Origin of the sequence: Streptomyces fructofermentans, assembly GCF_014651055.1 — a bacterium.
Lineage (GTDB): Bacteria > Actinomycetota > Actinomycetes > Streptomycetales > Streptomycetaceae > Streptomyces > Streptomyces fructofermentans.
The window spans coordinates 204,716-225,027 of the sequence record NZ_BMWD01000005.1 but is presented as its reverse complement, the minus strand read 5'-3'; the positions used below and the strand labels follow the sequence as shown (position 1 = coordinate 225,027).

At 73.1% G+C, this 20,312-nt stretch carries 15 protein-coding genes and 3 pseudogenes; 9 read left to right on the top strand and 9 right to left on the bottom strand.

The window, feature by feature from the left end; all coding sequences use genetic code 11:
* Window positions 1-122: 122 nt before the first annotated feature.
* The 6 genes from IE265_RS09620 to IE265_RS09595 form a co-directional block, all read right to left on the bottom strand.
* Window positions 123-1,499 carry an 8-oxoguanine deaminase gene (locus IE265_RS09620; protein ID WP_190034995.1) on the bottom strand — a complete coding sequence of 459 codons (1,377 nt, stop codon included), beginning with the start codon at window positions 1,497-1,499 and terminating at the stop codon, window positions 123-125.
* A gap of 143 nt (window positions 1,500-1,642) precedes the next feature.
* Window positions 1,643-2,665 (bottom strand): factor-independent urate hydroxylase, encoded by a 1,023-nt coding sequence (pucL, locus tag IE265_RS09615; protein ID WP_190034994.1) that lies wholly within the window; start codon window positions 2,663-2,665, stop codon window positions 1,643-1,645.
* Between the two features lie 6 nt (window positions 2,666-2,671).
* Window positions 2,672-3,070 (bottom strand): hydroxyisourate hydrolase, encoded by a 399-nt coding sequence (gene uraH, locus IE265_RS09610; protein WP_190034993.1) that lies wholly within the window; start codon window positions 3,068-3,070, stop codon window positions 2,672-2,674.
* Window positions 3,067-3,582 (bottom strand): 2-oxo-4-hydroxy-4-carboxy-5-ureidoimidazoline decarboxylase, encoded by a 516-nt coding sequence (gene uraD, locus IE265_RS09605; RefSeq protein WP_190034992.1) that lies wholly within the window; start codon window positions 3,580-3,582, stop codon window positions 3,067-3,069. Before uraD ends, uraH begins: the two co-directional genes overlap by 4 nt.
* A gap of 173 nt (window positions 3,583-3,755) precedes the next feature.
* On the bottom strand, window positions 3,756-4,145 hold the full coding sequence (locus IE265_RS09600) for a helix-turn-helix domain-containing protein (protein ID WP_190034991.1): 390 nt from the start codon (window positions 4,143-4,145) through the stop codon (window positions 3,756-3,758).
* Window positions 4,142-4,393, bottom strand: coding sequence for a YkoF family thiamine-binding protein (locus tag IE265_RS09595; protein WP_190034990.1), 252 nt, complete (start codon window positions 4,391-4,393; stop codon window positions 4,142-4,144). The genes IE265_RS09600 and IE265_RS09595 overlap by 4 nt, the downstream gene beginning before the upstream one ends.
* A gap of 549 nt (window positions 4,394-4,942) precedes the next feature.
* Between IE265_RS09595 and IE265_RS09590 the strand changes: the two genes are divergently transcribed.
* The 3 genes from IE265_RS09590 to IE265_RS09580 all read left to right on the top strand — a co-directional run bounded on the left by IE265_RS09590 (window position 4,943) and on the right by IE265_RS09580 (window position 7,482).
* The gene (locus tag IE265_RS09590) at window positions 4,943-5,800 is read left to right on the top strand and encodes a TIM barrel protein (protein WP_190034989.1); all 858 of its coding nucleotides are present in this window, start codon (window positions 4,943-4,945) and stop codon (window positions 5,798-5,800) included.
* 44 nt (window positions 5,801-5,844) lie between these two features.
* On the top strand, window positions 5,845-6,759 hold the full coding sequence (locus IE265_RS09585; protein ID WP_190034988.1) for a 2-hydroxy-3-oxopropionate reductase: 915 nt from the start codon (window positions 5,845-5,847) through the stop codon (window positions 6,757-6,759).
* A gap of 465 nt (window positions 6,760-7,224) precedes the next feature.
* Complete coding sequence (locus tag IE265_RS09580) at window positions 7,225-7,482, top strand: hypothetical protein (protein WP_190034987.1); 258 nt, start codon at window positions 7,225-7,227, stop codon at window positions 7,480-7,482.
* Window positions 7,483-7,817: 335 nt separating this feature from the next.
* Here IE265_RS09580 and gcl read toward each other — a convergent pair whose 3' ends face one another.
* A complete protein-coding gene (gene gcl / locus IE265_RS09575; protein ID WP_190034986.1) occupies window positions 7,818-9,602 on the bottom strand; it encodes a glyoxylate carboligase in 1,785 nt (594 codons plus the stop codon).
* Between the two features lie 967 nt (window positions 9,603-10,569).
* Between gcl and IE265_RS38260 the strand changes: the two are divergent.
* Window positions 10,570-10,953 (top strand): annotated as a pseudogene (locus IE265_RS38260) (hypothetical protein); the annotation flags it as partial.
* A 39-nt stretch (window positions 10,954-10,992) separates the two neighbouring features.
* Window positions 10,993-11,655: a GNAT family N-acetyltransferase gene (locus IE265_RS09565; RefSeq protein ID WP_190034984.1), complete on the top strand. Its 663-nt coding sequence runs from the start codon at window positions 10,993-10,995 to the stop codon at window positions 11,653-11,655.
* Between the two features lie 7 nt (window positions 11,656-11,662).
* Here IE265_RS09565 and IE265_RS09560 read toward each other — a convergent pair.
* A pseudogene (locus IE265_RS09560) lies at window positions 11,663-12,604 on the bottom strand (AMP-binding protein); the annotation flags it as partial.
* Window positions 12,605-12,625: 21 nt separating this feature from the next.
* On the opposite strand from IE265_RS09560, the gene IE265_RS09555 reads away from it, so the two are divergent.
* Entirely contained in the window at window positions 12,626-14,038 is a 1,413-nt protein-coding gene (locus tag IE265_RS09555) for a recombinase family protein (RefSeq protein ID WP_190034983.1), read from the top strand.
* A 95-nt stretch (window positions 14,039-14,133) separates the two neighbouring features.
* Here IE265_RS09555 and IE265_RS09550 read toward each other — a convergent pair.
* Window positions 14,134-14,784, bottom strand: a pseudogene (locus IE265_RS09550) (AMP-binding protein); the annotation flags it as partial.
* A gap of 114 nt (window positions 14,785-14,898) precedes the next feature.
* Here IE265_RS09550 and IE265_RS09545 point away from each other — a divergent pair.
* From IE265_RS09545 to IE265_RS09535, 3 genes are all read left to right on the top strand, one after another.
* Window positions 14,899-15,735, top strand: coding sequence for a helix-turn-helix transcriptional regulator (locus IE265_RS09545; protein ID WP_190034982.1), 837 nt, complete (start codon window positions 14,899-14,901; stop codon window positions 15,733-15,735).
* A 154-nt stretch (window positions 15,736-15,889) separates the two neighbouring features.
* Window positions 15,890-18,742 (top strand): helix-turn-helix transcriptional regulator, encoded by a 2,853-nt coding sequence (locus tag IE265_RS09540; RefSeq protein ID WP_190034981.1) that lies wholly within the window; start codon window positions 15,890-15,892, stop codon window positions 18,740-18,742.
* 708 nt (window positions 18,743-19,450) lie between these two features.
* Complete coding sequence (locus IE265_RS09535; protein WP_190034980.1) at window positions 19,451-20,242, top strand: S1 family serine peptidase; 792 nt, start codon at window positions 19,451-19,453, stop codon at window positions 20,240-20,242.
* Window positions 20,243-20,312: the final 70 nt, after the last annotated feature.

Here is a 20,312-nt window from a genome sequence, read left to right as displayed (position 1 = left end):
CGGGGCGCGGGCACATCGGTGCGCGCACCCCGGGGGCGGCCGCCGCGGACCCCGCTCGGGTCCACGGCCACCGGCCGGGGTCCGTCCCCCTCGGCCGGAGTTCCGGTGGCTGCAGCGCCGGTTCAGTCCTGCGCGGCGATGCGTGCCAGGCGCCGGGCCTCGTCGCGTGTGGACCGGGCGACGGCGTCCTCGTCGACGTGCAGCAGCCTGCCGTTCCCGACGATCTGCACGCCGTTCACGAAGGAGGCCGTGACGGGGGCGGCCGCGCCGAGGACCAGGGCGGTGACGGGGTCGGCGATCGACGCGTGCGCCAGGGTGTCCATCCTCCACAGCACGAGGTCGGCCAGCTTGCCCGGTTCGAGCGAGCCGATCTCGGCGGCCCTGCCCAGTACGCGGGCACCGCCCTGCGTGCCGAGCCGCAGTGCCTGACGGGCGGTCAGCGCGGCTTCCCGGTGGGCGCCGAGGCGGTTGATGAGCAGGGCGTTGCGCAGCTCCGTGTGCAGTTCGCCCGACTCGTTCGAGGCGGTGCCGTCGACGCCGAGGCCGACCGGGACGCCGGCGGCGAGCATGTCGGGGACGCGGGCGATCCCGGCCGCCAGACGGGCGTTGGAGGACGGGCAGTGGGCGACACCCGTCCCGGTCCGCGCGAAGGCGGCGATGTCGGAGTCGTCCATGTGGACGCAGTGCGCCATCCACACGTCCTCGCCGAGCCAGCCTGTCGACTCGAAGTAGTCGGTGGGGCCCATGCCGAACAGTTCCTTGCAGAACTTCTCCTCCTCCACGGTCTCCGAGCCGTGCGTATGCAGCCGTACACCTTTGCGGCGGGCCAACTCGGCGCCCTGCTTGAGGAGTTCGGTCGACACGGAGAAGGGCGAGCAGGGGGCCACGGCCACCTGGGTCATGGCTCCGAACGACGCGTCGTGGTGCTCGTCCACGGTCGCCTCGGTGGCGGCGAGGGCGCCTTCGAGTGTCTCGACGGCGAAGTCCGGGGGCAGCCCGCCGTCCTTCTCGCTGCGGTCCATGGAGCCCCGGGCGAGGGTGAAGCGCACGCCCGTCTCGCGCGCGGCGCGGATGATCGAGCCCGACAGGTCGCCGGAGCCCCTGGGGAACACGTAGTGGTGGTCCATGGCGGTGGTGACGCCGCCGCGGGCCATCATGCCGATGGAGCCCTGGGCCGCCGCGTAGGTCATGCGCTCGTCGATGCGCGCCCAGGTCGGGTACAGGGCGACGAGCCAGTCGAAGAGGTTGTGGTCCGTGGCCAGGCCGCGGGTGATCCACTGGTAGAAGTGGTGGTGGGTGTTGACCAGGCCGGGAGTGACGAGATGGCCGGTGGCGTCGATGCGCCGGACCACGTTCTCCAGGTTCCCGGGGGCGGCGCCCTCGCCCAGTGACTCGATGACGTTCCCGGCCAGGACGACGTGCCCCGAGGCGTATTCGGTGTCGTGCGGGTCCACGGTCGCGATGGCGCAGTTCTCGATGACGATGCGCTCGGCTGCCACGGCGGTTCCTCGTTCTTCCCATTGGTGGACGGGCCCGGGGGTCGAGCGGGGTGACGACCGGGTCCGCGGTGCTGTCGGTGCGCAGATGCCCCCGCTCTCCCCCGGAACTCGACGCCGGCGCACGCGTCGGGGGCGGAGCGGTCCTACAGGTTGGTGAGGTCCACCGGGATGCGGGCCTCGGACCCGTCCCGCAGGATCGTGGCCTCGATCAGTCCGTACGGGCGGTCGGCGGCGAAGTACACGGCTCCCTCGGGGGTGTCGTTCTTGAGGCCGAACGGCTCCAGGTCGACGAGGAAGTGGTGCTTGTTCGGCAGGGAGAAGCGGACCTCGTCGATCTCCTCGCGGTGGTCGATGATCCGCGCGCCCATCTGGTAGAGGGTCTGCTGGAGCGAGAGCGAGTACGTCTCGGCGAAGGCCCGGAGCATGTGTTCGCGCACCCGCCGGTAGGACTCCTCCCAGTCGGGCATCGGCTGGTCGTCGCCGGTCCAGTTGAAGCGCCAGCGGCCGGACACCTCGGTGGCCAGGACGCGGTCGTACGCCTCCTTGAGCGTCGTGTACTCGTCCTTGACGTAGCCCCAGAACTCCGAGTTGGTCGTGTTCATCACGACGAGGTCCTTGAGGCCGGAGACGACCTCCCAGGACGAGCCGTCGTAGGTGATCTGCGTGACGCGGGTCTCCTGGCCCCTGCGGACGAAGGAGTGCCGGCCCCCCGCGGTGTCGGCGGACGGTGAACCGCCGCCGGTGGACGCGGTGTCGGCGGACGGTGAACCGCCGCCGGTGGACGCGGTGTCGGCGCCGGAGTCCGCGCCGGGGTCCGCGATGCGCTCCCAGGCGTACTCCTCGATGCGGACACGGGCCGTCCGGATCGGCTCCTGCGAGGTGACGAAGTGCCGGGCCAGGTGGATGCCGAACTGCTCGGCGGACTCGATGCCGTGCTTCTTGGCGAAGGCGTACACCGTGTTCTTGGTGGTGTCCGTGGGCAGGACGTTCGCGTTGGAGCCCGAGTAGTGGACCTCGTCCATGGCGCCGCTCAGCGCCACGGAGACGTTCAGGTCCTTGATGTGGTGCGTGGTGCCGTCCCGCGTGATCCTGACGACGCGGTTCTCCGCCTTGCCGTACTGGTTCTGGCTGAGGACCGCCGGGCGGGCAGGTCGGGAAGGGGTCATGGTCTGCTAGCTCCCTCGGTAAACGGAGTAGCCGAACGGGTTGAGCAGCAGCGGTACGTGGTAGTGCTCGCCCGGCCCGACGGCGAAGGTGATCGCCACCTCGGGGAAGAACACTCCAGCGGCACCGCTGTCCCGATTCGCGGGGGCGTCCTGCTGCGCATCGGCTTGCTTCTTCTCGAAGTACGCCTCCACCTCGAAGTCGAGGCGTACGTGGGTGGTGCCCTCCGGCAGGTCCGGGAGGTCCTTGCACCGCCCGTCCGCGTCGGTCGCGGAGCCGCCGAGCGCGCGCCACCCGGCGTCGCGGGCCGGTCGGGCCGCGAGCCGCACGGCGACGCCCCCGGCGGGGCGGCCGGCGCTGGTGTCCAGGATGTGCGTGGACACGGATGCGGTGGTCTCGGTGCTCATGCGGGTTCCTCTTCGAGCAGGCGGGCGAGCCGGATGCGGTTGATCATGCCCAGTTCGGTGCGGACGACCTCGCGTTCCCGTTCGGGCGCGTTGCCGATCCGCTCCCTGGCCGCGTCCCGCATCTCCTCGCCGGTGCGTCCGGTCGCGCAGACGAGGAAGACGTGCCCGAACCTCTCCTGGTAGGCCAGGTTCAGTTCGAGCATCTCCGCCCTGAGGTCCCGCGACGCGTCGGACATGCCGCGCTGCTCGCGGGAGGAGGTCGGGTCGCCCGGCGCGGGACGCCCGATCGGCGGGTGCCCCGCCATCGCCTCCGCCAGGTCCGCCGGGGTGAGGGCGGCCGTGGCGGTGTCGCTGCGCGAGAGGAGGTCGTCCGCGGTGGCGTACGGCCGCCGGGCGAGCAGTTCGCGCACCCAGGCCGCCGAGGCGCACACCTCGTGGAGTGCGGTGCGGGCCGCGTGCTCCTCCAGGGCGTTGAACCGGGCGAGGCCGCCGGGTGTCGTACTCGAAGTCACGGGAAGCCTCCGTGGCCTTGTGCTGGAAGGACTGCGGCCAGCTAACGCCCTCCGAAACACCACGTCAACACTTTGTTGAAAACTCGGGGTTGCGAACGCCGCGGCGCCAAGGGCCCGGACGACACCGGACCCGACCCCCGCGAACGACCGGCCCGCCGCCGCGTCCCGCCTGGTCAGAGGCCCTGACCGGGCGGCCGGACACCCTTCTCGCGATTGAGGTAGTTGTAGACGGTGAACCGGCTGACGCCCAGCGCGCCGGCCACGGTCTCCACGCCGTGCCGCACGGCGAACGCCCCCCGCACCTCCAGCATCCGCACGATCTCCTGCTTGGCCCTGCGGTCCAGCTCGGCCAGGGGTCGGCCGTGCTTGCGCTCCAGGGCGGCCAGGATGTGGTCCAGCGAGTCGGCGAGCTGGGGCAGGCGCACGGCGACCACGTCGGCACCCTCCCAGGAGAGCACGACGTCGTCCGGTCCCGCCTGACCGGGCGGCAGCAGCTCCCCGCCCATGGCGTCGACCAGCGGCTTGACCGCGGCGACGAAGGACTCGCCCCCGGAAGCGGTCACCTGTCCCCCTCCGCGACCACGTTGACCTGGAACGAGACTCGGGTGGCGCCGGCCTCCAGGGCCTTGCGCAGCAGCGCGTCGACGGCGGTGAGCACCTCGTCCGCGCCACCTTCCGCGGTGTTCCCGAACGGGCCCACGTCCACGGCGTCCAGCGAGGCAGCCTCGACGACCTCGCGGGCGACCAGCGCGTGCGGCGGCGCCTCGTCGAGGTCGAAGGGCTCCGTCGTGAACTCCACTCTCAATCGCACTGCGCCCCCATGGCGTCGGCTTCCGTGCCGCGCGCGCCGCGGCCCACCGGACCCGGCCGGCCCGGACGTCCAGGCGACCCTAGCCCAACGGAACCGGACCCCGCGACGACCGGCCGGACCGGCCTGCGCACCCCTCGCCGAGGCCCGGGGCCGCCTCGCGGGGCCGCCGGGACGCCGCCACCGCGACGCCGACCGGAACCGCCCGCACCGCCGCCGATCCGCGGCCGAAGCACTGTCGGCACACCGCCGTACGAAGCCCCGGATCGGGCGCGACGCGGGGCCACCCCCTTGACAAGGGCCCACCCGCAAAGGCAGCCTTTCCATCAAGCAGAAAGAAACTTCCACAATATGGAATCAATGAACGGGTCGGGTGTTCCGGCAGGGAGCCCCGCCGGTACGGACCCCGACACGCGCCGCCGCACCTGGCGTACGGCGTTCGTACGCGGGTCGTTCCGGGACCGGCACACGTGCCCGCGCCGCGGCCCGTACAGGCATCACGTACACGCACCCCCTACACCCCTCTCGACACGGAAGGGAGCGCCGACGCCCATGCAGGGTTTCCCGATGGACGCAGCCGCGGACCAGCGCTTCGACGTCAACCTGTCGATCCTCTTCACCGAGCTGCCGCTCCTGGAGCGCCCGGCGGCCGCCGCCGCTGCGGGCTTCACCGCGGTCGAGCTCTGGTGGCCCTGGGTCGACTCCCCCACGCCCGGGGCCTCCGCGCTCGACGGCCTGCGGAAGGCGATCGAGGACGCCGGCGTCGACCTCGTCGGCCTGAACCTGTACGCCGGGCGGCTGCCGGGCCCTGACCGGGGCGCGCTGTCCGTCCCGGGCGAGGAGTCCGCGCGGTTCCGCGCGAACATCGACGTGGCCGCCGACTTCGCCCGCTCGCTCGGCTGCACGGCCCTCAACGCCCTGTACGGCAACCGCGTCGACGGCGTGGACCCGGCCGAGCAGGACGAACTCGCCCTGGAGAACCTGGTGTCGGCGGCCCGCACGGCCCATCGCGTCGGCGCGGCGCTCCTCGTCGAGACCCTCAACCGGGCCGAGTCGCCGCACTACCCGCTGGTGAGCGCGCCCGCCGGGATCGCCGTCGTCGACCGGGTCAACGAGGCGACCGGACTGGGCAACGCCAAGTTCCTGATGGACCTCTACCACCTGTCCATGAACGGCGAGGACCTGCCGTCGGTGATCGACCGGTACGCGGCGAGGACCGGCCACGTGCAGATCGCCGACAACCCCGGGCGCGGAGCACCGGGCACCGGCTCGCTCCCGCTCGCCGACCTCCTCGGCCGGCTCCGCAAGCAGGGCTACGAGGGCTGGGTCGGCCTGGAGTACAAGCCGGGCGACCGGCCGAGCGCCGAGGCCTTCGGATGGCTGCCCGCCGAGGCCCGCGCGGCGCGCTGAGCGCCGCCCCACCGACGTACCAGAGCTTTCAGAGAGGCACCCTCATGAGCAACCCCGCAGACTCCTCCCGCCCGGCGCGCCCGTCGGTCGCCTGGATCGGTCTCGGCATCATGGGCTCACCCATGTCGGAGAACCTGGTCAAGGCCGGTTACCACGTCACCGGGTTCACCCTGGAGAAGGACAAGCTGGACCGGCTCGCCGAAGCCGGCGGCACCGCGGCGGGCTCGATCGCCGAGGCCGTACGGGACGCCGATGTCGTGATCACGATGGTCCCGGCCTCCCCGCAGGTCGAGGCCGTCGCGTACGGTCCGGACGGCATCCTGGAGAACGCGCGCCCCGGCACCCTGCTGATCGACATGTCCTCCATCACCCCGCGGACGTCCGTGGACCTCGCCCGGGCGGCCGGGGACAAGGGCATCCGCGTCCTGGACGCCCCGGTGTCCGGCGGCGAGGCCGGGGCGATCGAGGCCGTGCTCTCGATCATGGTCGGCGGCGACCGGGCAGACTTCGACGAGGCGGCGCCCGTCTTCGAGGCCCTCGGCAGGACCGTCGTACTGTGCGGGCCGCACGGCTCCGGTCAGACGGTCAAGGCCGCCAACCAGCTCATCGTCGCCGTGAACATCCAGGCGTGCGCCGAGGCCGTGGTCTTCCTGGAGAAGTCGGGCGTCGACCTGCGGGCCGCCCTCGACGTACTGAACGGCGGCCTCGCCGCCTCCACCGTGCTGACGCGCAAGAAGGACAACTTCCTCGACCGCGACTTCGAGCCCGGCTTCCGGATCGACCTGCACCACAAGGACATGGGCATCGTGACGGACGCCGCGCGCGCCGTCGGCGCCGCGCTGCCCGTCGGTGCCGTGGTCGCCCAGCTCGTCGCCTCCCTGCGCGCCCAGGGCGACGGCGGCCTGGACCACTCCGCCCTGCTGCGGGCCGTGGAGCGCCTCTCCGGCGAACGGGTCTGACCCCACGGTCGGCCCACCAGATCCCCGGGCGGCGCCGGCGCCGACACTGTCCTGTCGCGCCCAGGCGGCGGCGCCGCCCGGAACCCACGCCGACGCCTGTCGGCGTCCAGCCAGACCCGCGCCCCGGTCCGACGGGAGGTCCGACCACCGGGCGCGTCGCCCGCCGAACCCGGGACCCGGATGAGGGGTCTCCCCGGGGCCGGCGGGCACAGCACGGCACCGGCCGGCAGGCCGGTGCCGGACGGGGCCCGCGGTGGTGCGCGAGCCAGTGCGGTGGTGAAGGACGATCCCCCTTCCCGACCAGAGGGAAGGACGGTTTCGGACCGTCGCGACCGCCGCGGTCCCCCGGACCGGGAGCGCCGGGCACGGAAGGTTCGTGCCCGGCGCTCCCGCGCTGCCCGCCCGGCGCCACCGGCCCGCGATCCCCCGGGTGCGGATTCCCCCGCGGCGCAGCAGCCTGGAGCCATGGACCTTCCCAGCATCGTCGTGCACCCTCCGGCGCTGGACGGATCGCGCCGGGTCACCACGGGCAGCGAGACCCTCGGCATCGCCTACCACCTCGACGACGTCGTCGAGATCCTGCGGCTGGCCGACCTGGACGGGATCGAGGTGGAGGAGAGCGACATCGTCGACTGGCAGGGCGGCGGACCCGACGACTGGCCCGGGCTGTCGGAGCACCACGAGGTCGGACGACCGACCCCGCCCCCGGCCGGCGCCCCCTGAGCGCGGGTCCGCGTCCCCGCCGGGTACCTCGGCGGACGTAGAGCGACTACGGAACCCTCAAATCAACCTCTGAACATGGTCCCAGGGCTTCAACTGTCCGCCCCGGAGGGCGCATCCTCCTCTCACACGGGGCCCGCCGGCACGGGGGCGGCGGGCCCCGCGCACGGGGGAACGCACAGGCACGGCCCAGGGACCGCCGCTCGCCGCGCGACCGGCGGCTCCTGACGGGTTCCGGTCCGGGCGACGGGGGTGGTCCCGACCGCGAACGCGAGGCCCCCCGCCCTGGATCCCCAGGGCGGGGGGCCTCGGTTCCTCCCGGCGGTCCGCGCGAGTGGTCAGACCTTCAGGGTCCTGACGGAGGTGGGCGCGTGCCCCGGCTCCGTCGCGATCTCCTCGAACTCCACGACCGCGCCGATGTCGTTCGTGGTCGACATCGCGATGTTGGTGACGCGTTCCAGGATCGCCTCCACCACGACGGGGACCCGGAACTCGGCGGCCAGCTTCTTCGCCTGCTCGAAGGCGGCGCCCAGCCCACCCGGATCGGTGACGCGGATCGCCTTGCAGCCCAGCCCCTCGACGACCTTGACGTGGTCGACCCCGTAGACGCCGAGTTCGGGCGAGTTGATGTTCTCGAACTCCAGGTTCACCTGGAAGTCGATGTCGAACGCCCGCTGGGCCTGCCGGATGAGGCCCAGGTAGGAGTTGTTCACCAGGACGTGCACGTACGGGATCCGGTGCTGGGCCCCGACGGCCAGCTCCTCGATCATGAACTGGAAGTCGTAGTCGCCGGACAGCGCGACGACCTGTGCCTCGGGGTCGGCCTTGGCCACGCCGAGCGCGGCCGGCACGGTCCAGCCCAGCGGGCCCGCCTGTCCGCAGTTGATCCAGTGGCGCGGCCGGTAGACGTGCAGCATCTGGGCGCCGGCGATCTGCGAGAGGCCGATCGTGGTCACGTACCGGGTCTCGGGGCCGAAGGCCTTGTTCATCTCCTCGTACACGCGCTGCGGCTTGATGGGGACGTCGTCGAAGTGCGTACGTCGCTGGAGGCGCGCCCTCCTCTCCTGGGCGGCCCCCGCCCAGGCGGACCGGTCGGGCAGCCGCCCCGCGGCGGCGAGTTCGCGGGCCACCTCGACGAACAGCTCCAGCGCGGCGCGCGCGTCCGAGGCGATCCCGTAGTCCGGGGCGAAGATCCTCCCGAGCTGGGTGGGCTCGATGTCGACGTGGACGAACGTACGGCCCGCCGTGTAGACGTCGAGGCGCCCGGTGTGGCGGTTGGCCCAGCGGTTGCCGATGCCGAGGACGAAGTCGGACTCCAGGAAGGTCGCGTTGCCGTAGCGGTGCGAGGTCTGGAGGCCGACCATGCCGGCGTTCAGCTCGTGGTCGTCCGGCAGGATGCCCCAGCCCATCAGGGTCGGCACCACCGGAGTGCCCGTCAGTTCGGCAAATTCCACCAGGAGTTCGCACGCGTCGGCGTTGATGATCCCGCCGCCGGCGACGATCAGCGGCCGCTCCGAAGCGCACAGCATCGCGACGGCCTTCTCGACCTGGGCGCGGGTCGCCGACGGCTTGTAGACCGGCAGCGGCTCGTACGTCTCCGGGTCGAACTCGATCTCCGTGAGCTGGACGTCGACGGGGAGGTCGATGAGGACGGGGCCGGGGCGCGCGGAACGCATCAGGTGGAAGGCCTGCTGGAAGACGCCCGGGACCTGGGCCGCCTCCAGCACCGTGACCGCCATCTTGGCGACGGGCCCGGCGATGGAGGCGATGTCGACGGCCTGGAAGTCCTCCTTGTGGATCACCGCGGTCGGCGCCTGGCCGGTGACGCAGAGAATCGGGATCGAGTCACCGGTCGCCGAGTACAGGCCGGTGATCATGTCGGTGCCCGCGGGGCCGGACGTCCCGATGCAGACGCCGATGTTGCCCGGCCCGGTGCGCGTGTACCCCTCGGCCATGTGGGACGCGCCCTCCACGTGCCGGGCGAGGGTGTGGCTGATTCCGCCCGCCGCCCGCAGGGCCGCGTAGAACGGGTTGATCGCCGCGCCCGGGACACCGAACGCGTCGGTGACGCCCTCGCGCTTGAGGATCTCAACTGCCGCGCGGGCAGCGGTCATACGAGCCATGGCGTACTCCTGCTTCGGCCGTCGGATTCGGGCTCCCGTCGCGCCCCGCGGAGAGCTGCGAATTCCGTATTGCGGAAACTAACTTCTACTATCTGGAAGCAATGTAGGTGGGGCCCCGGAGCGCGTCAAGGGCGGGCCGGCGGACGGCGGGGGTGTGAATCCCGGCATGTCCGACCGTTCCGCTGCCAAAGGCCCCGGTTCCGGAGGACGATGGACGGGCTTGTCCCGACGCGGTGTTCTGGAGAGGTCCATGACCGAGAGCGTGCCGGTGCGCTGTCCGGCCTGCCGGCGCGAGCACGCCTACGCGGCGCCGGCCTACCCGTGCGCGTGCGGCGCGCCCGTCACTCCCGTCCTCGACCGGTACGGACACGCGGAGCCGATCACGCACCACACCTGGGACGAGGGCTGGGTGACGGTCCTGTGCGGGGCCTGCGGCCGCGAGGACCAGTGGCCCAGCCCCGAGGTGGGCTGCCCGTGCGGAGTCGTACTGCGCGTGCCCGTCGCCGGGTCGACGGCGGCCCGGCGGCCGGACCCGTACGACGAAGCGGAACCCGGCCCCGACGCGGGGACGCCGGGCGCCGACGGGGCCTCCGCGGACGGCGACACCGACCGTGACGCCGGCACCGGACCCGGCCGTGACACCGAACTCGGCCTCGACGACTGCGACTTCGGGGGCGACGACGACTTCGGGAGCGAGGGCGACTTCGGGAGCGAGGGCGACGGGGGAACGGCCGACGGGGAGGGGGCGGCCGAAGGCACGGCCGACGGGAAGGGCCGCCGACCGCCACCGGAGACCCCGCCCGGACACCGCCCCGCCGCCATCCCCCTTCCGCGCGCGGCCGAACCGCCGCCCTCCGGGCCGCCCGCGCCCCCGGCCTCGGGCGGACCTGCTTCCCCCACCCCGCGCACGCCTCCCTCTACGCCCCGCACGCCTCCTCCCACCTCCGGCACCCCCTCCTCTCCCGTGCCCCGCCGCGCGTTCCAGCCCATCACCATCCGCACCGCCCAGGACGCCGTCACCGCCGCCGCGCTGTATCTGCGCTGGCTCGGGTACCGGGACATCCGCCGGGCCGACCGGCGTCCGCCCTCCGGCACGGGGCTGGCGGCCCGCGGCATGGTCGCCCAGGTCGACCCGACCGTGCACCCCGCCTCACGGCGCGACGTGGAGTGCCTGTGGCTCGCGGCGATGACGGAGTCGGCGGCCTGCGTGTACTTCTCCCTGGCCGGCTACGAGGAGGACGCCCGGGTGTGCGCGGACGCCCTCGGCATCCCCCTGTTCGTCCTCGACCTCACCGGCACGCCCCAGCCGGCGAACGCCCTCGCCGACGACCTCCTCGCCGCCGGCGCCTGACCCGTTCCGGCCCCCGGCACACCCGCATACATTGGCCTCATGCGCATCGGACCCGCCGCTCCCGCCGACCTGCCGCTGCTCCGGGACATCGAACGCGCCGCGGGTGAGCCGTTCCGCGTCCTCGGCATGGCCGAGATCGCCGACGACGAGCCGCCCCCGCTCGACCTGCTGGAGCGCTTCCGCGAGGCGGGGCACGCCTGGGTCGTCCGGGCGGCGGGCGGTGGCGTCCGGCACCGCCGCGGCACCGAGGGGGACGAGGGAGACGAGGGGGACGCGGAACCCGGCGTGGAGGACGGGCCGGCCCGGCGGGTCGTCGCGTACCTGGTGGGCGAACCGGTGGACGGCGCCTTCCACATCGAGCAGGTCTCCGTGCACCCGGACGCCGCCCGCCGCGGGGTCGGCCGGACCCTGATCGCGTACGCCGCCGAACGCGCACGCGACCGGGGCCTGAGCGGTCTCACGCTGACCACCTTCACGGAGGTCCCCTGGAACGCGCCCTACTACGAGCGCATCGGCTTCCGCGTGCTGGCCGAGGCCGAACTCACCCCGGGGCTGCGGAGGATCAGGGCCGCGGAGGCCGGGCACGGTCTCGACCGCTGGCCCAGGGTGTGCATGTACAGGGCGACGGGGGCGGCCCCCGCGACACACCGCCCTCCGGCGGCCGACCCGGGCCCGGGCGCCGGCCCCGGGCCCGTCGCGTGACGCCCGTTCACACGGCCTGGTCCGTGCTTCCCGCCCCGACCGCCCCGTCCCGCCGCAGCTCGATCTTGCGCACCTTCCCCGACACCGTCATCGGGAAGGACTCCATCACCCGCGGCCTGCTGGGCACCTTGTAGTGCGCCAACCGGCCCTCGCAGAAGGCCCGTACCTCTGCCAACGACGGCGGGTCGGCGGGGTCGAGCGGGACGACGCAGGCGAGTACCTCCTCGCCGTAGCGCTCGTGGGGGACGCCGACCACCTGCACGTCGGCGATCCGCGGATGCGCGTGGAGGAACTCCTCGATCTCGCGCGGGTAGATGTTCTCCCCGCCCCGGATGATCATGTCCTTGATCCGGCCGACGATCTCGGCGTAGCCGTCCTCCCGCATCACCGCCAGGTCCCCGGTGTGCATCCAGCGGCCCGCGTCGATCGCCTCGGCCGTCCGGGCGGGCTCCTCCCAGTAGCCGAGCATCACGCTGTAGCCGCGGGTGCACAGCTCGCCCGCCGTGCCGCGCGGCCGCGTCACCCCCGTCACCGGGTCCACGACCTTGACCTCGATGTGCGGCAGCACCCGTCCCACGGTGCCCGTGCGGTGCTCCAGGTCGTCGTCCCGGCGGGTCTGGAGGGACACCGGGGACGTCTCCGTCATGCCGTAGCAGATGGACACCTCCGCCATGTGCATCTCCGCGACGACCCGCTTCATCACCTCGACCGGGCAGGGCGAGCCCGCCATGATCCCGGTGCGCAGGGAGGACAGGTCGTACTCGGCGAAGTCGGGGAGGTTCAACTCCGCGATGAACATGGTGGGTACGCCGTAGAGCGAGGTGCAGCGCTCCTGCTGCACGGCCCTCAGCGTCGCCGCCGGTTCGAACGAGGGGGCGGGGATCACCATGCACGCCCCGTGCGAGGTGGCCGCCAGGTTCCCCATCACCATGCCGAAGCAGTGGTTCAGCTTGGGGGTACCATGCGCAGTATGCGCAACAACGGAGGGCCTGTGATCCGGGCCGACATCTACGTTCGGATCAGCCAGGATCTCACGGGCGAAGAAGAGGGCGTCGCCCGGCAGGAGGAGTCATGCCGCAAGCTCGCGGCCGACCTCGGCATGGAGGTCCGTCACGTGTGGACGGACAACGATCTGAGCGCCACGAAGAAGAGCGTCGTGCGCCCCGACTTCGAGGCCATGATCGCGAGCAAGCCGGAGGCGATCATCTGCTGGCACACGGACCGGCTCATCCGTGTGACCAAGGATCTGGAGCGGGTGATCGAGCTCGGCGTCAACGTCCACGCGGTGATGGCCGGACACCTCGACCTGTCCACTCCGGCCGGTCGGGCTGTCGCCCGCACGGTGACGGCCTGGGCCACGTACGAGGGTGAGCAGAAGGCCGAGCGCCAGAAGCTGGCCAACGCACAGCAGGCACGAGCCGGCCGTCCGTACACCGCAGGTATCCGCCCCTTCGGGTACGGCGATGACCACATGTCGATCGTCACCGAAGAGGCTGCGGCCATCCGCGACGGCGCCCAGAAGATCCTCGAAGGCTGGTCGCTGTCCGCCGTGGCCCGCGACTGGGTCGAGCGGGGGCTCCAGTCCCCTCGCAGTGTCGCCGGGGGCGGTAAGGGCTGGTCTCTGCGTGGCGTGAAGAAGGTGCTGACCTCCCCGCGCTACGTCGGGCGGTCCACCTACCTGGGCGAGGTCGTGGGCAAGGCGCTGTGGCCTCCGATCCTCGACCCGGACGTCTTCTACGGTGTCGTCGCGATCCTCGGCAACCCCGAGCGATTCAGCGGGGGTAAGCGGACGGGCCGGACGCCCGGAACTCTGCTCGCGGGCATCGCTTTGTGCGGTGTGTGCGGCGAGACGGTCAACGGACGTGGCTACCGGGGTGTCCTCGTCTACGGGTGCAAGGCGACGCACACGCGGACGCCTCGGCTCATCGCCGACGACCGTGCGAGCAACGCGACGCTCGCCCGGTTCATGTTCCCCGACTTCCTGGGCCAGCTCCTGAGCGCCGAGCAGGCGGAGGACGGCTCTTCGGCTGCGTCCAAGCACGCGGAGGCGCAGGTGCTGCGTGAGCGCCTTGACGGGCTGGCTACGGCCTTCGCCGAGGGTGCGATCAGCCTGTCTCAGATGACTGCGGGTTCGGCTGCGCTGCGGACCAAGCTCGAAGTCGTCGAGGCGGACCTGGTGGGGTCGGCCGGCCTTCCTCCGTTCGATCCGGTGACAGGGGTGGCCGGCCTGATCAAGGGCTGGCCCGACAGTCCGCTCCCGACGCGTCGAGCGTGGGTGGACTTCACCCTGGTGGTCACGCTGAACCCTCAGCGGGGCAAGCACGTGTCGAGCATGACCGTGGACGACCACGTCACCGTCGAGTGGCGTGACGTAGCGGAGTAGGCATCACCCCCGAACGGGGGTGGGTACGACGAAGCCCCGGCTACCCCCATTGGGGGGGTACCGGGGCCTTGTCTTGTCTCACTCCCCCCGAACGGGGGTCGTCCGGGGGGAGTGACGCCGTCGGGCTCGAAGTCGGCGGAGGCTCCGTACGCGTCCTCGTACCGCTGCCAGCCGTCCGGCCGGGGGCCGGTCCCGTGCCGTCCGGGCCCCGTCCCTTCACCGCCGGTGCCGCTGCCCACCGCGATCCGGGTGTAGTCGCCGGGCACCTCGTCGAACTTGGCGGTGTCCTCCGCCCTGACCAGGACATGGCGCACCTGACCGCGGTCGACTCGGTCGCGCAGGTCGGCGGGACCGAGCAGGGGTGTGGCCGGGATGACGACGGCCCGCAGCTTCATCGCGGCGAGGGCGGTCTCCCACAGTTCGACCTGGTTGCCGAGCATGACGAGGATCCGGTCGCCCGCGGCCACGCCCCGCGAGCGGAGCCAGTTGGCCGTCCGCGCGGAGCGCTCGGCCATGGCGGCGAACGAGACCTCGGTGCGGGTGCCGTCCTCCTCGACGATGTGCAGGGCGGTGCGGTCGTTGCCGCGGGCGATGACGTCGAACCAGTCGAGCGCCCAGTTGAAGGGGTCGGGGCGCGGCCAGCGGAAGCCCTCGTAGGCCGTGGCGTAGTCCTCGCGGTGTGCCAGCAGGAAGTCCCGCGCGCTGCGGAAGCTCTCCGCGGGCGGTGTCGGCGGCGGCGTCGTCATCTGTTCCTCCTCGGACCCGGGCCATTGCGGGGCGGCTCACTGCCATCGTGTAATCCGTGATGCGGGTCCCACTACCCCCGGACGGGGGGTGTGCCGTGGCGAAGGGACGGGCACGTGGCAACGGACGCGGCCGAGGCGGTGGAACTGCGCGGCGCGCTGATGCGGCTGCGGCGGGCGACGGGGCTGCCCGTCGCCTTCGGCGGCCTGGTCGAGGCGGGCCGCCGGCAGGTGCGCATCAGCGAACTCAGCGGTACGGCGACGGCCGCCCTCAGCGCGCTGGCGGTGTCGTCGGGCAGCGGCCTGGGCGGCAAGGCGGTCGCCCTCGCCCGGCCGTGCGCCGTGGCGGACTACTCGTCCTCCCGGCGGATCAGCCACGAGTACGACGCGGCGGTGGCCGCGGAGGGGCTGAGGTCGGTGCTCGCGGTCCCGGTCGTCGTGCGCCGCCGGGTCCGGGGCGTCCTGTACGGGGCCCTGCGGACGGCGCAGCCGCTCGGCGACCGGACGCTCGCGGCGGCGCTGGACGCGGCGCGGGACGTGGAGCAGTCCCTGGTCGTACGGGACGAGGCGCGGGACCTGCTCGCCTCGGCGTGCGAGCCGGCGGCGGCCGGGGGCCCGGGGCGTGAGCGGGTCCGGGAGGCGCACGGGGCGCTGCGGGCGCTGGCCCCGCGCGTCACGGACCCTGAGCTGCGGGCCGAGCTGCTGGCCGTCTGCGCGGCCCTGGCCGGCCCGCCGGCCCCGGCACCGACCGGCCGCCGGGTCGGGCTCACCCCGCGTGAGCTGGACGTCCTGGCCTGCGTGGCGTCGGGCTCGACCAACGCGGCCGCGGGCCACCGTTTGGGGCTGCGGCCGGAGACGGTGAAGGCCTATCTGCGCTCGGCGATGCGCAAGCTCGGCGCGCACACCCGGCTGGAGGCGGTGGTGGCGGCGCGCAGGGCCGGGCTGCTGCCCTGAAGGTCCGTACCTCCCCGGCGGTGCCATACACGGCCGGGCGCCCTGAAATCCCGTATACCGAATCTCTGTTATTTCCCTCACTACGCAACCCTCAGATATTCAGAGCCTCTTTGCTTAATATTGAGACGAACACGACCTGAGGGGAGCGGTGCGCGTGCGACGGGATTTCGAGGAGCCTGTCAGACCCCGTTCCGAGCAGGTCGTGGGGCGGGAGGACCTGCTCGGAAGGGCTCGTGAGCAGCTCTCCCGCGGAGGCAGCCTCCTCCTGCACGGTCCGCCCGGAATCGGAAAGTCGACCGTCCTGCGCGCAATGGCTGCGGAATACGCCGAATCGGCCAGGACCGTCTTGCGCTGTTCGGCCACCGAGTCCGAATCACATCTGCCGTTCCTCGCCCTGGTCGATCTGCTGGGGCTCGTCGCCGACGAGGTCGCGGACACGCTGCCCGCGCCGCAGCAGGCCGCACTGGAGGCGGCGCTCACCGGGCGCGCCGAATCGTCACTGCACCAGGACGGGCTGGCGCTGCGGCTCGCGGTGCTCTCGGTGCTGCGCGCGCTGGCCGCCAGGGGGCCGGTGCTGCTCGTCGCCGACGACCTCCAGTGGCTGGACGCGCCGAGCGCCGAGCTGCTCGGGTTCGCGGCCCGCCGCCTCGGCGGGATGCCGGTACGGATGATCGGCGCGGTGCGTACGGGGACCGAGCCCAAGGAACAGGAACACGACCCGTATCTACGCGCGTTTCCGCCGGAGACCCTGCCCCTGCGGCTGACCCCCCTGTCCCGGCCGCACGTCTCCGACCTGCTCGTCTCGCGCGGCTACACCGGGCTGGGCCGCTCGACCCTGCGGGACATCCACCACACGAGCGGCGGCAATCCGCTGTTCGCCCTGGAGCTCGCCCGCGCGCTGGCCGAGAGCCCGACCCCGCACCGACCGGGTGAGCCGCTGCCGGTGCCGACCTCGCTGCGCGCGCTCGTCCTGAGCCGGCTGGAGCTGCTCTCCGCCGACGCCCGGCGGACCCTGCTGGTCGCGAGCGCCGGCGCCCGGCCGACCCAGGCCCTGCTGCTGGCCGCGGGCCGCGGGAACGCCGAGTCGGAGATCGCGCTCGCGGCCTCGCTCGGGCTCGCGGCGGCGCACGACCCCGACCCCTCGGGGCCGGACGGCCAGGAGGGAGCCGTACGGTTCGCGCACCCCTTGGTCTCGGCCGCGCTGTACGCGCAAGCCACGCCCCAGGAGCGGCGGGCCGCCCACGCCGCGCTGTCCACGGCGGCCTCCGACCCGATCGAGCGGGCCCGGCATCTGGCCCTGGCCACCTCGGGCACGGACGAGCGGGTCGCCGCGCGGCTCTCCGAGGCGGCGGCGCTGGCCCGGGACCGCGGGGCTCCCTCGGTCGCCGCCCAGCTCGGGCTGCTCGCCGCCCGCCACACCCCGCCCGACGGCGGACCCGGCGCTGACGAGCGGCGGCTCAGGTCCGCCGAGGACGCGCTGACCTCCGGGGAGATCGACCTCGCCCGCGAAGTGGCCAGGGACGTCCTCGACCGGGCGACGGACGCGGCCGTGCGGGTGCGCGCCTGGATGGTCGTGATCGACTCCGCGGGCCAGGCCATGGCGGACGTCGAGTCCGTGTTCCCGAGAGCACTCGCCGACGCGGGCGAGGACCCCCGGCTGCTCGCCCTGGTCCGCTACCAACTGGCCTGGCGCGCGCTGCTCGTGGAGGGCGAGATGGCCAAGGGCCGCGAGGAGGCCGCCCATGCCGCCCGGCTCGCCGCCACCGCCGGGGACCGGAGCACCGAGCTGCTCGCGCTGTCCTTCCAGGCCCAGATGGAGACCATGATGGGCCACCCCGACGCCCCGGCGACCCTGGAGCGGGCCCTCGCGGAACCGCAGGACCTGCGGGTGGCGTGCGACCACAACGGGGCGGGCGCCACCCGGTTCCGCTGGCAGCTCATGAGCGACCAGCTCACCGAGGCCCGTACGACGATCACCCGGCTGCTGGGCGAGGTGCGCCGACGCGGGATGGTCGAGAGCGAGGTGCACTTCCTGCGCGGGCTGGCCGAGACCGAACTGCGCTCCGGGCACTGCGCCCGCGCGCTCGACCTCGGCCACGAGAGCCTGCGGCTGGCCCGGGACACCGGTATCGGCGAGGCCGCGGGCAACATGTTCACCTCGCTCGCCGAGGCCGCGGGCGGCGATGTGCACCGGGCCCTCGTGCTGGCCGGCGACGCGGTGCGCCGCGCCGAGGACGACGGCGACCTGATCTACCTGTCCCGGGCACTGGGCGCCCTCGGTCACGCCCGGCTGGTGGCGGGGGACGCCGCCGGGACCGTCAAGTCGCTGCGCAGGGCGTGGGAGTTGGAGCAGGGACTCGGCATATTCGACCCCGCGCGCGGCCGCTGGCACGGCGATCTGGCCGAGGCCCTGGTGCTGATCGGCGAACCGGGCGAGGCGCAGGAGGTCATCACCGCCACCCGCGAGCACGCGGTACGGCTCCGCCGGGCGAGCGTCCTTGCCGTACTGGACCGGGCCGAGGCCCTGGTGAAGGCGGCCGGCGGGCAGCACGAGGCGGCTGTACGGCAGTTGGTCTCGGCGCAGGACAGGCTGGCGCACCTCGGGTACGGGCTGGAGGAGGCGCGGGCGGCCCTCGCGCTGGCCCGGTTGCGCGCCGAGGAGTCGGGGCGGGGCTCGTACGACGAGGCGGCGCGGCTGTTCCGGCGCTGCCGGGCCGTGCCGTGGCTGCGGCAGCTCGACACCGTCTCCGCGGCCGGTCCCGCTCCCGTGGCGCCCGCGTCCGCCGCGCCCGAGTCGGTCCTCCCGCACCTGGACCGGCTGGCCTCGACGGAGCGTCAGGTCGCGGGGCTCGTCCTGGAGGGCGCCACGAACCGCGAGATCGCCGCACGGCTGTTCATCAGCGTGAAGACGGTGGAGGCGACGCTGACCCGGGTGTACCGCAAGCTGGGCATCCGGTCACGGGTGGACATCGTGCGGTTGGCCGCGCGGCAGCAGCGGGGGCAGTGAGGCGGGGGCTGCCCCAGCGACTTCACCTGACGGGGCGTCACCTGGCGGGACGTCACCTGGTCGGTCCTCACGCGGCGGGCCGTGATCTGGCGGGACGCCACCTGGTCGGCCCTCACGCGGCGGGCCGTGATTTGGCGGGACGTCACCTGGTCGGCCCTCGCGCGGCGGGCCGTCACCTGGGCGGTCTCTCAACCGGCGGGCCTTCTTGAGCTGTTCGGGTCCCGGGGAGCCGGGGTCTCGGGTGCTCCTCGAGGCTTCGGCGTCTGTGAAGTCCCGGGCTCGCCACTGCCGTCGGGGCTTCCGAGTTCCCGCGCACCCCAGTAGTCGGCGTCACGCGAGTCGGCGTCACGCGCGCTCGGGTCGCACACGCCTGATGCGCGCTCGGGTCGCACACGCCTGCTGCGGGCTCGGGTCGCACACGCCTGCTGCGCGCTCAGGTCGCGCACTCATGGTGCGCGCTCACGGCGTGGCCCGGTGGCGCGCAGGGCCCGTTGCGCCGCGGCAGGCACGGGACGGCCGAAGCCGCTCCAGCCGCAGCGGCAGCGGCAGCGGCAGCGGCAGCGGCAGCCGAGGGTTATCCCTCGTCAACTCCCGCAGGGAGTTCCCTCATTGGGGATGCGGCGGGCCGACTCCTAGCGTGGGTCCCGCCCCCGCAGGCTGTCGCACCACCCCCACAGTGACCCCCCACCGGCACCCCTGAGGAGATCCATGTCCGGGCTCACCTTCGCCAAGAAGGCCGCCGCCGTCGGCGTGGCCGTCGCCGCCGCAGCGACCACCTGCCTGCTCGGCGCGACCACCGCCGGAGCGGCTCCCCAGCCCATCGTCGGCGGCTCGACGACCACGGCCGCCGCGTACCCGTACGTCATGCAGATCACCAACGCCTCGCAGAGCCAGTTCTGCGGCGGCACACTGGTGTCGGCCACGAAGGTCGTGACGGCCGCCCACTGCATGGTCGGCAGAACCACGAGCAACACCCGTGTGGTCGGCGGCCGTACCTACCGCAACGGCACCAACGGCACGGTCGCCCAGGTCAGCAGGATATGGATCCACCCGGGCTACACGGACGCCGAGGAGGGCGACGACGTCGCCGTCCTGACGTTGTCGGCGTCCATGCCGTACACGCCCATCGGCTACGTCTCCTCGTCCGAGACCAGCGTGTACACGGCCGGGACCACGGCCCGCATCCTCGGCTGGGGCACGACCAGTTCGGGCGGCTCGTCCTCCAACCAGCTGCGCACGGCCACCGTTCCGACCGTCTCCAACTCCACCTGCTCGTCGGCGTACGGCTCGTCCTACATCTCCACCGACATGGTGTGCGCGGGCTACACCTCCGGCGGCGTGGACACCTGCCAGGGCGACAGCGGCGGCCCGCTCGTCATCGGCGGCAAGCTCGCGGGCATCACCTCCTGGGGCTACGGCTGCGCGGACGCCGGCTACCCCGGCGTGTACACCCGGCTGACGACCTTCTCCAGCCTGGTGGCGGCGCAGGTCTCCTCGTAACGGGCACCGCCCCGACAACTCCCTGAGCCCGACTCAGGTAGAGCCAGGGGGCGTTGCGGGCCTCCACGAG

Excerpts from the sequence above, each read along its gene's own strand:
- IE265_RS09580 (WP_190034987.1), top strand. The coding sequence starts at position 7,225 with ATGGACCTTCCCAGCATCGTCGTGCACCCTCCGGCGCTGGACGGATCG.
- IE265_RS09555 (WP_190034983.1), top strand. The coding sequence starts at position 12,626 with ATGCGCAACAACGGAGGGCCTGTGATCCGGGCCGACATCTACGTTCGG.
- uraH (WP_190034993.1), bottom strand. The coding sequence starts at position 3,070 with ATGAGCACCGAGACCACCGCATCCGTGTCCACGCACATCCTGGACACC.
- IE265_RS09585 (WP_190034988.1), top strand. The coding sequence starts at position 5,845 with ATGAGCAACCCCGCAGACTCCTCCCGCCCGGCGCGCCCGTCGGTCGCC.
- IE265_RS09590 (WP_190034989.1), top strand. The coding sequence starts at position 4,943 with ATGCAGGGTTTCCCGATGGACGCAGCCGCGGACCAGCGCTTCGACGTC.
- IE265_RS09565 (WP_190034984.1), top strand. The coding sequence starts at position 10,993 with ATGCGCATCGGACCCGCCGCTCCCGCCGACCTGCCGCTGCTCCGGGAC.
- IE265_RS09535 (WP_190034980.1), top strand. The coding sequence starts at position 19,451 with ATGTCCGGGCTCACCTTCGCCAAGAAGGCCGCCGCCGTCGGCGTGGCC.
- gcl (WP_190034986.1), bottom strand. The coding sequence starts at position 9,602 with ATGGCTCGTATGACCGCTGCCCGCGCGGCAGTTGAGATCCTCAAGCGC.
- pucL (WP_190034994.1), bottom strand. The coding sequence starts at position 2,665 with ATGACCCCTTCCCGACCTGCCCGCCCGGCGGTCCTCAGCCAGAACCAG.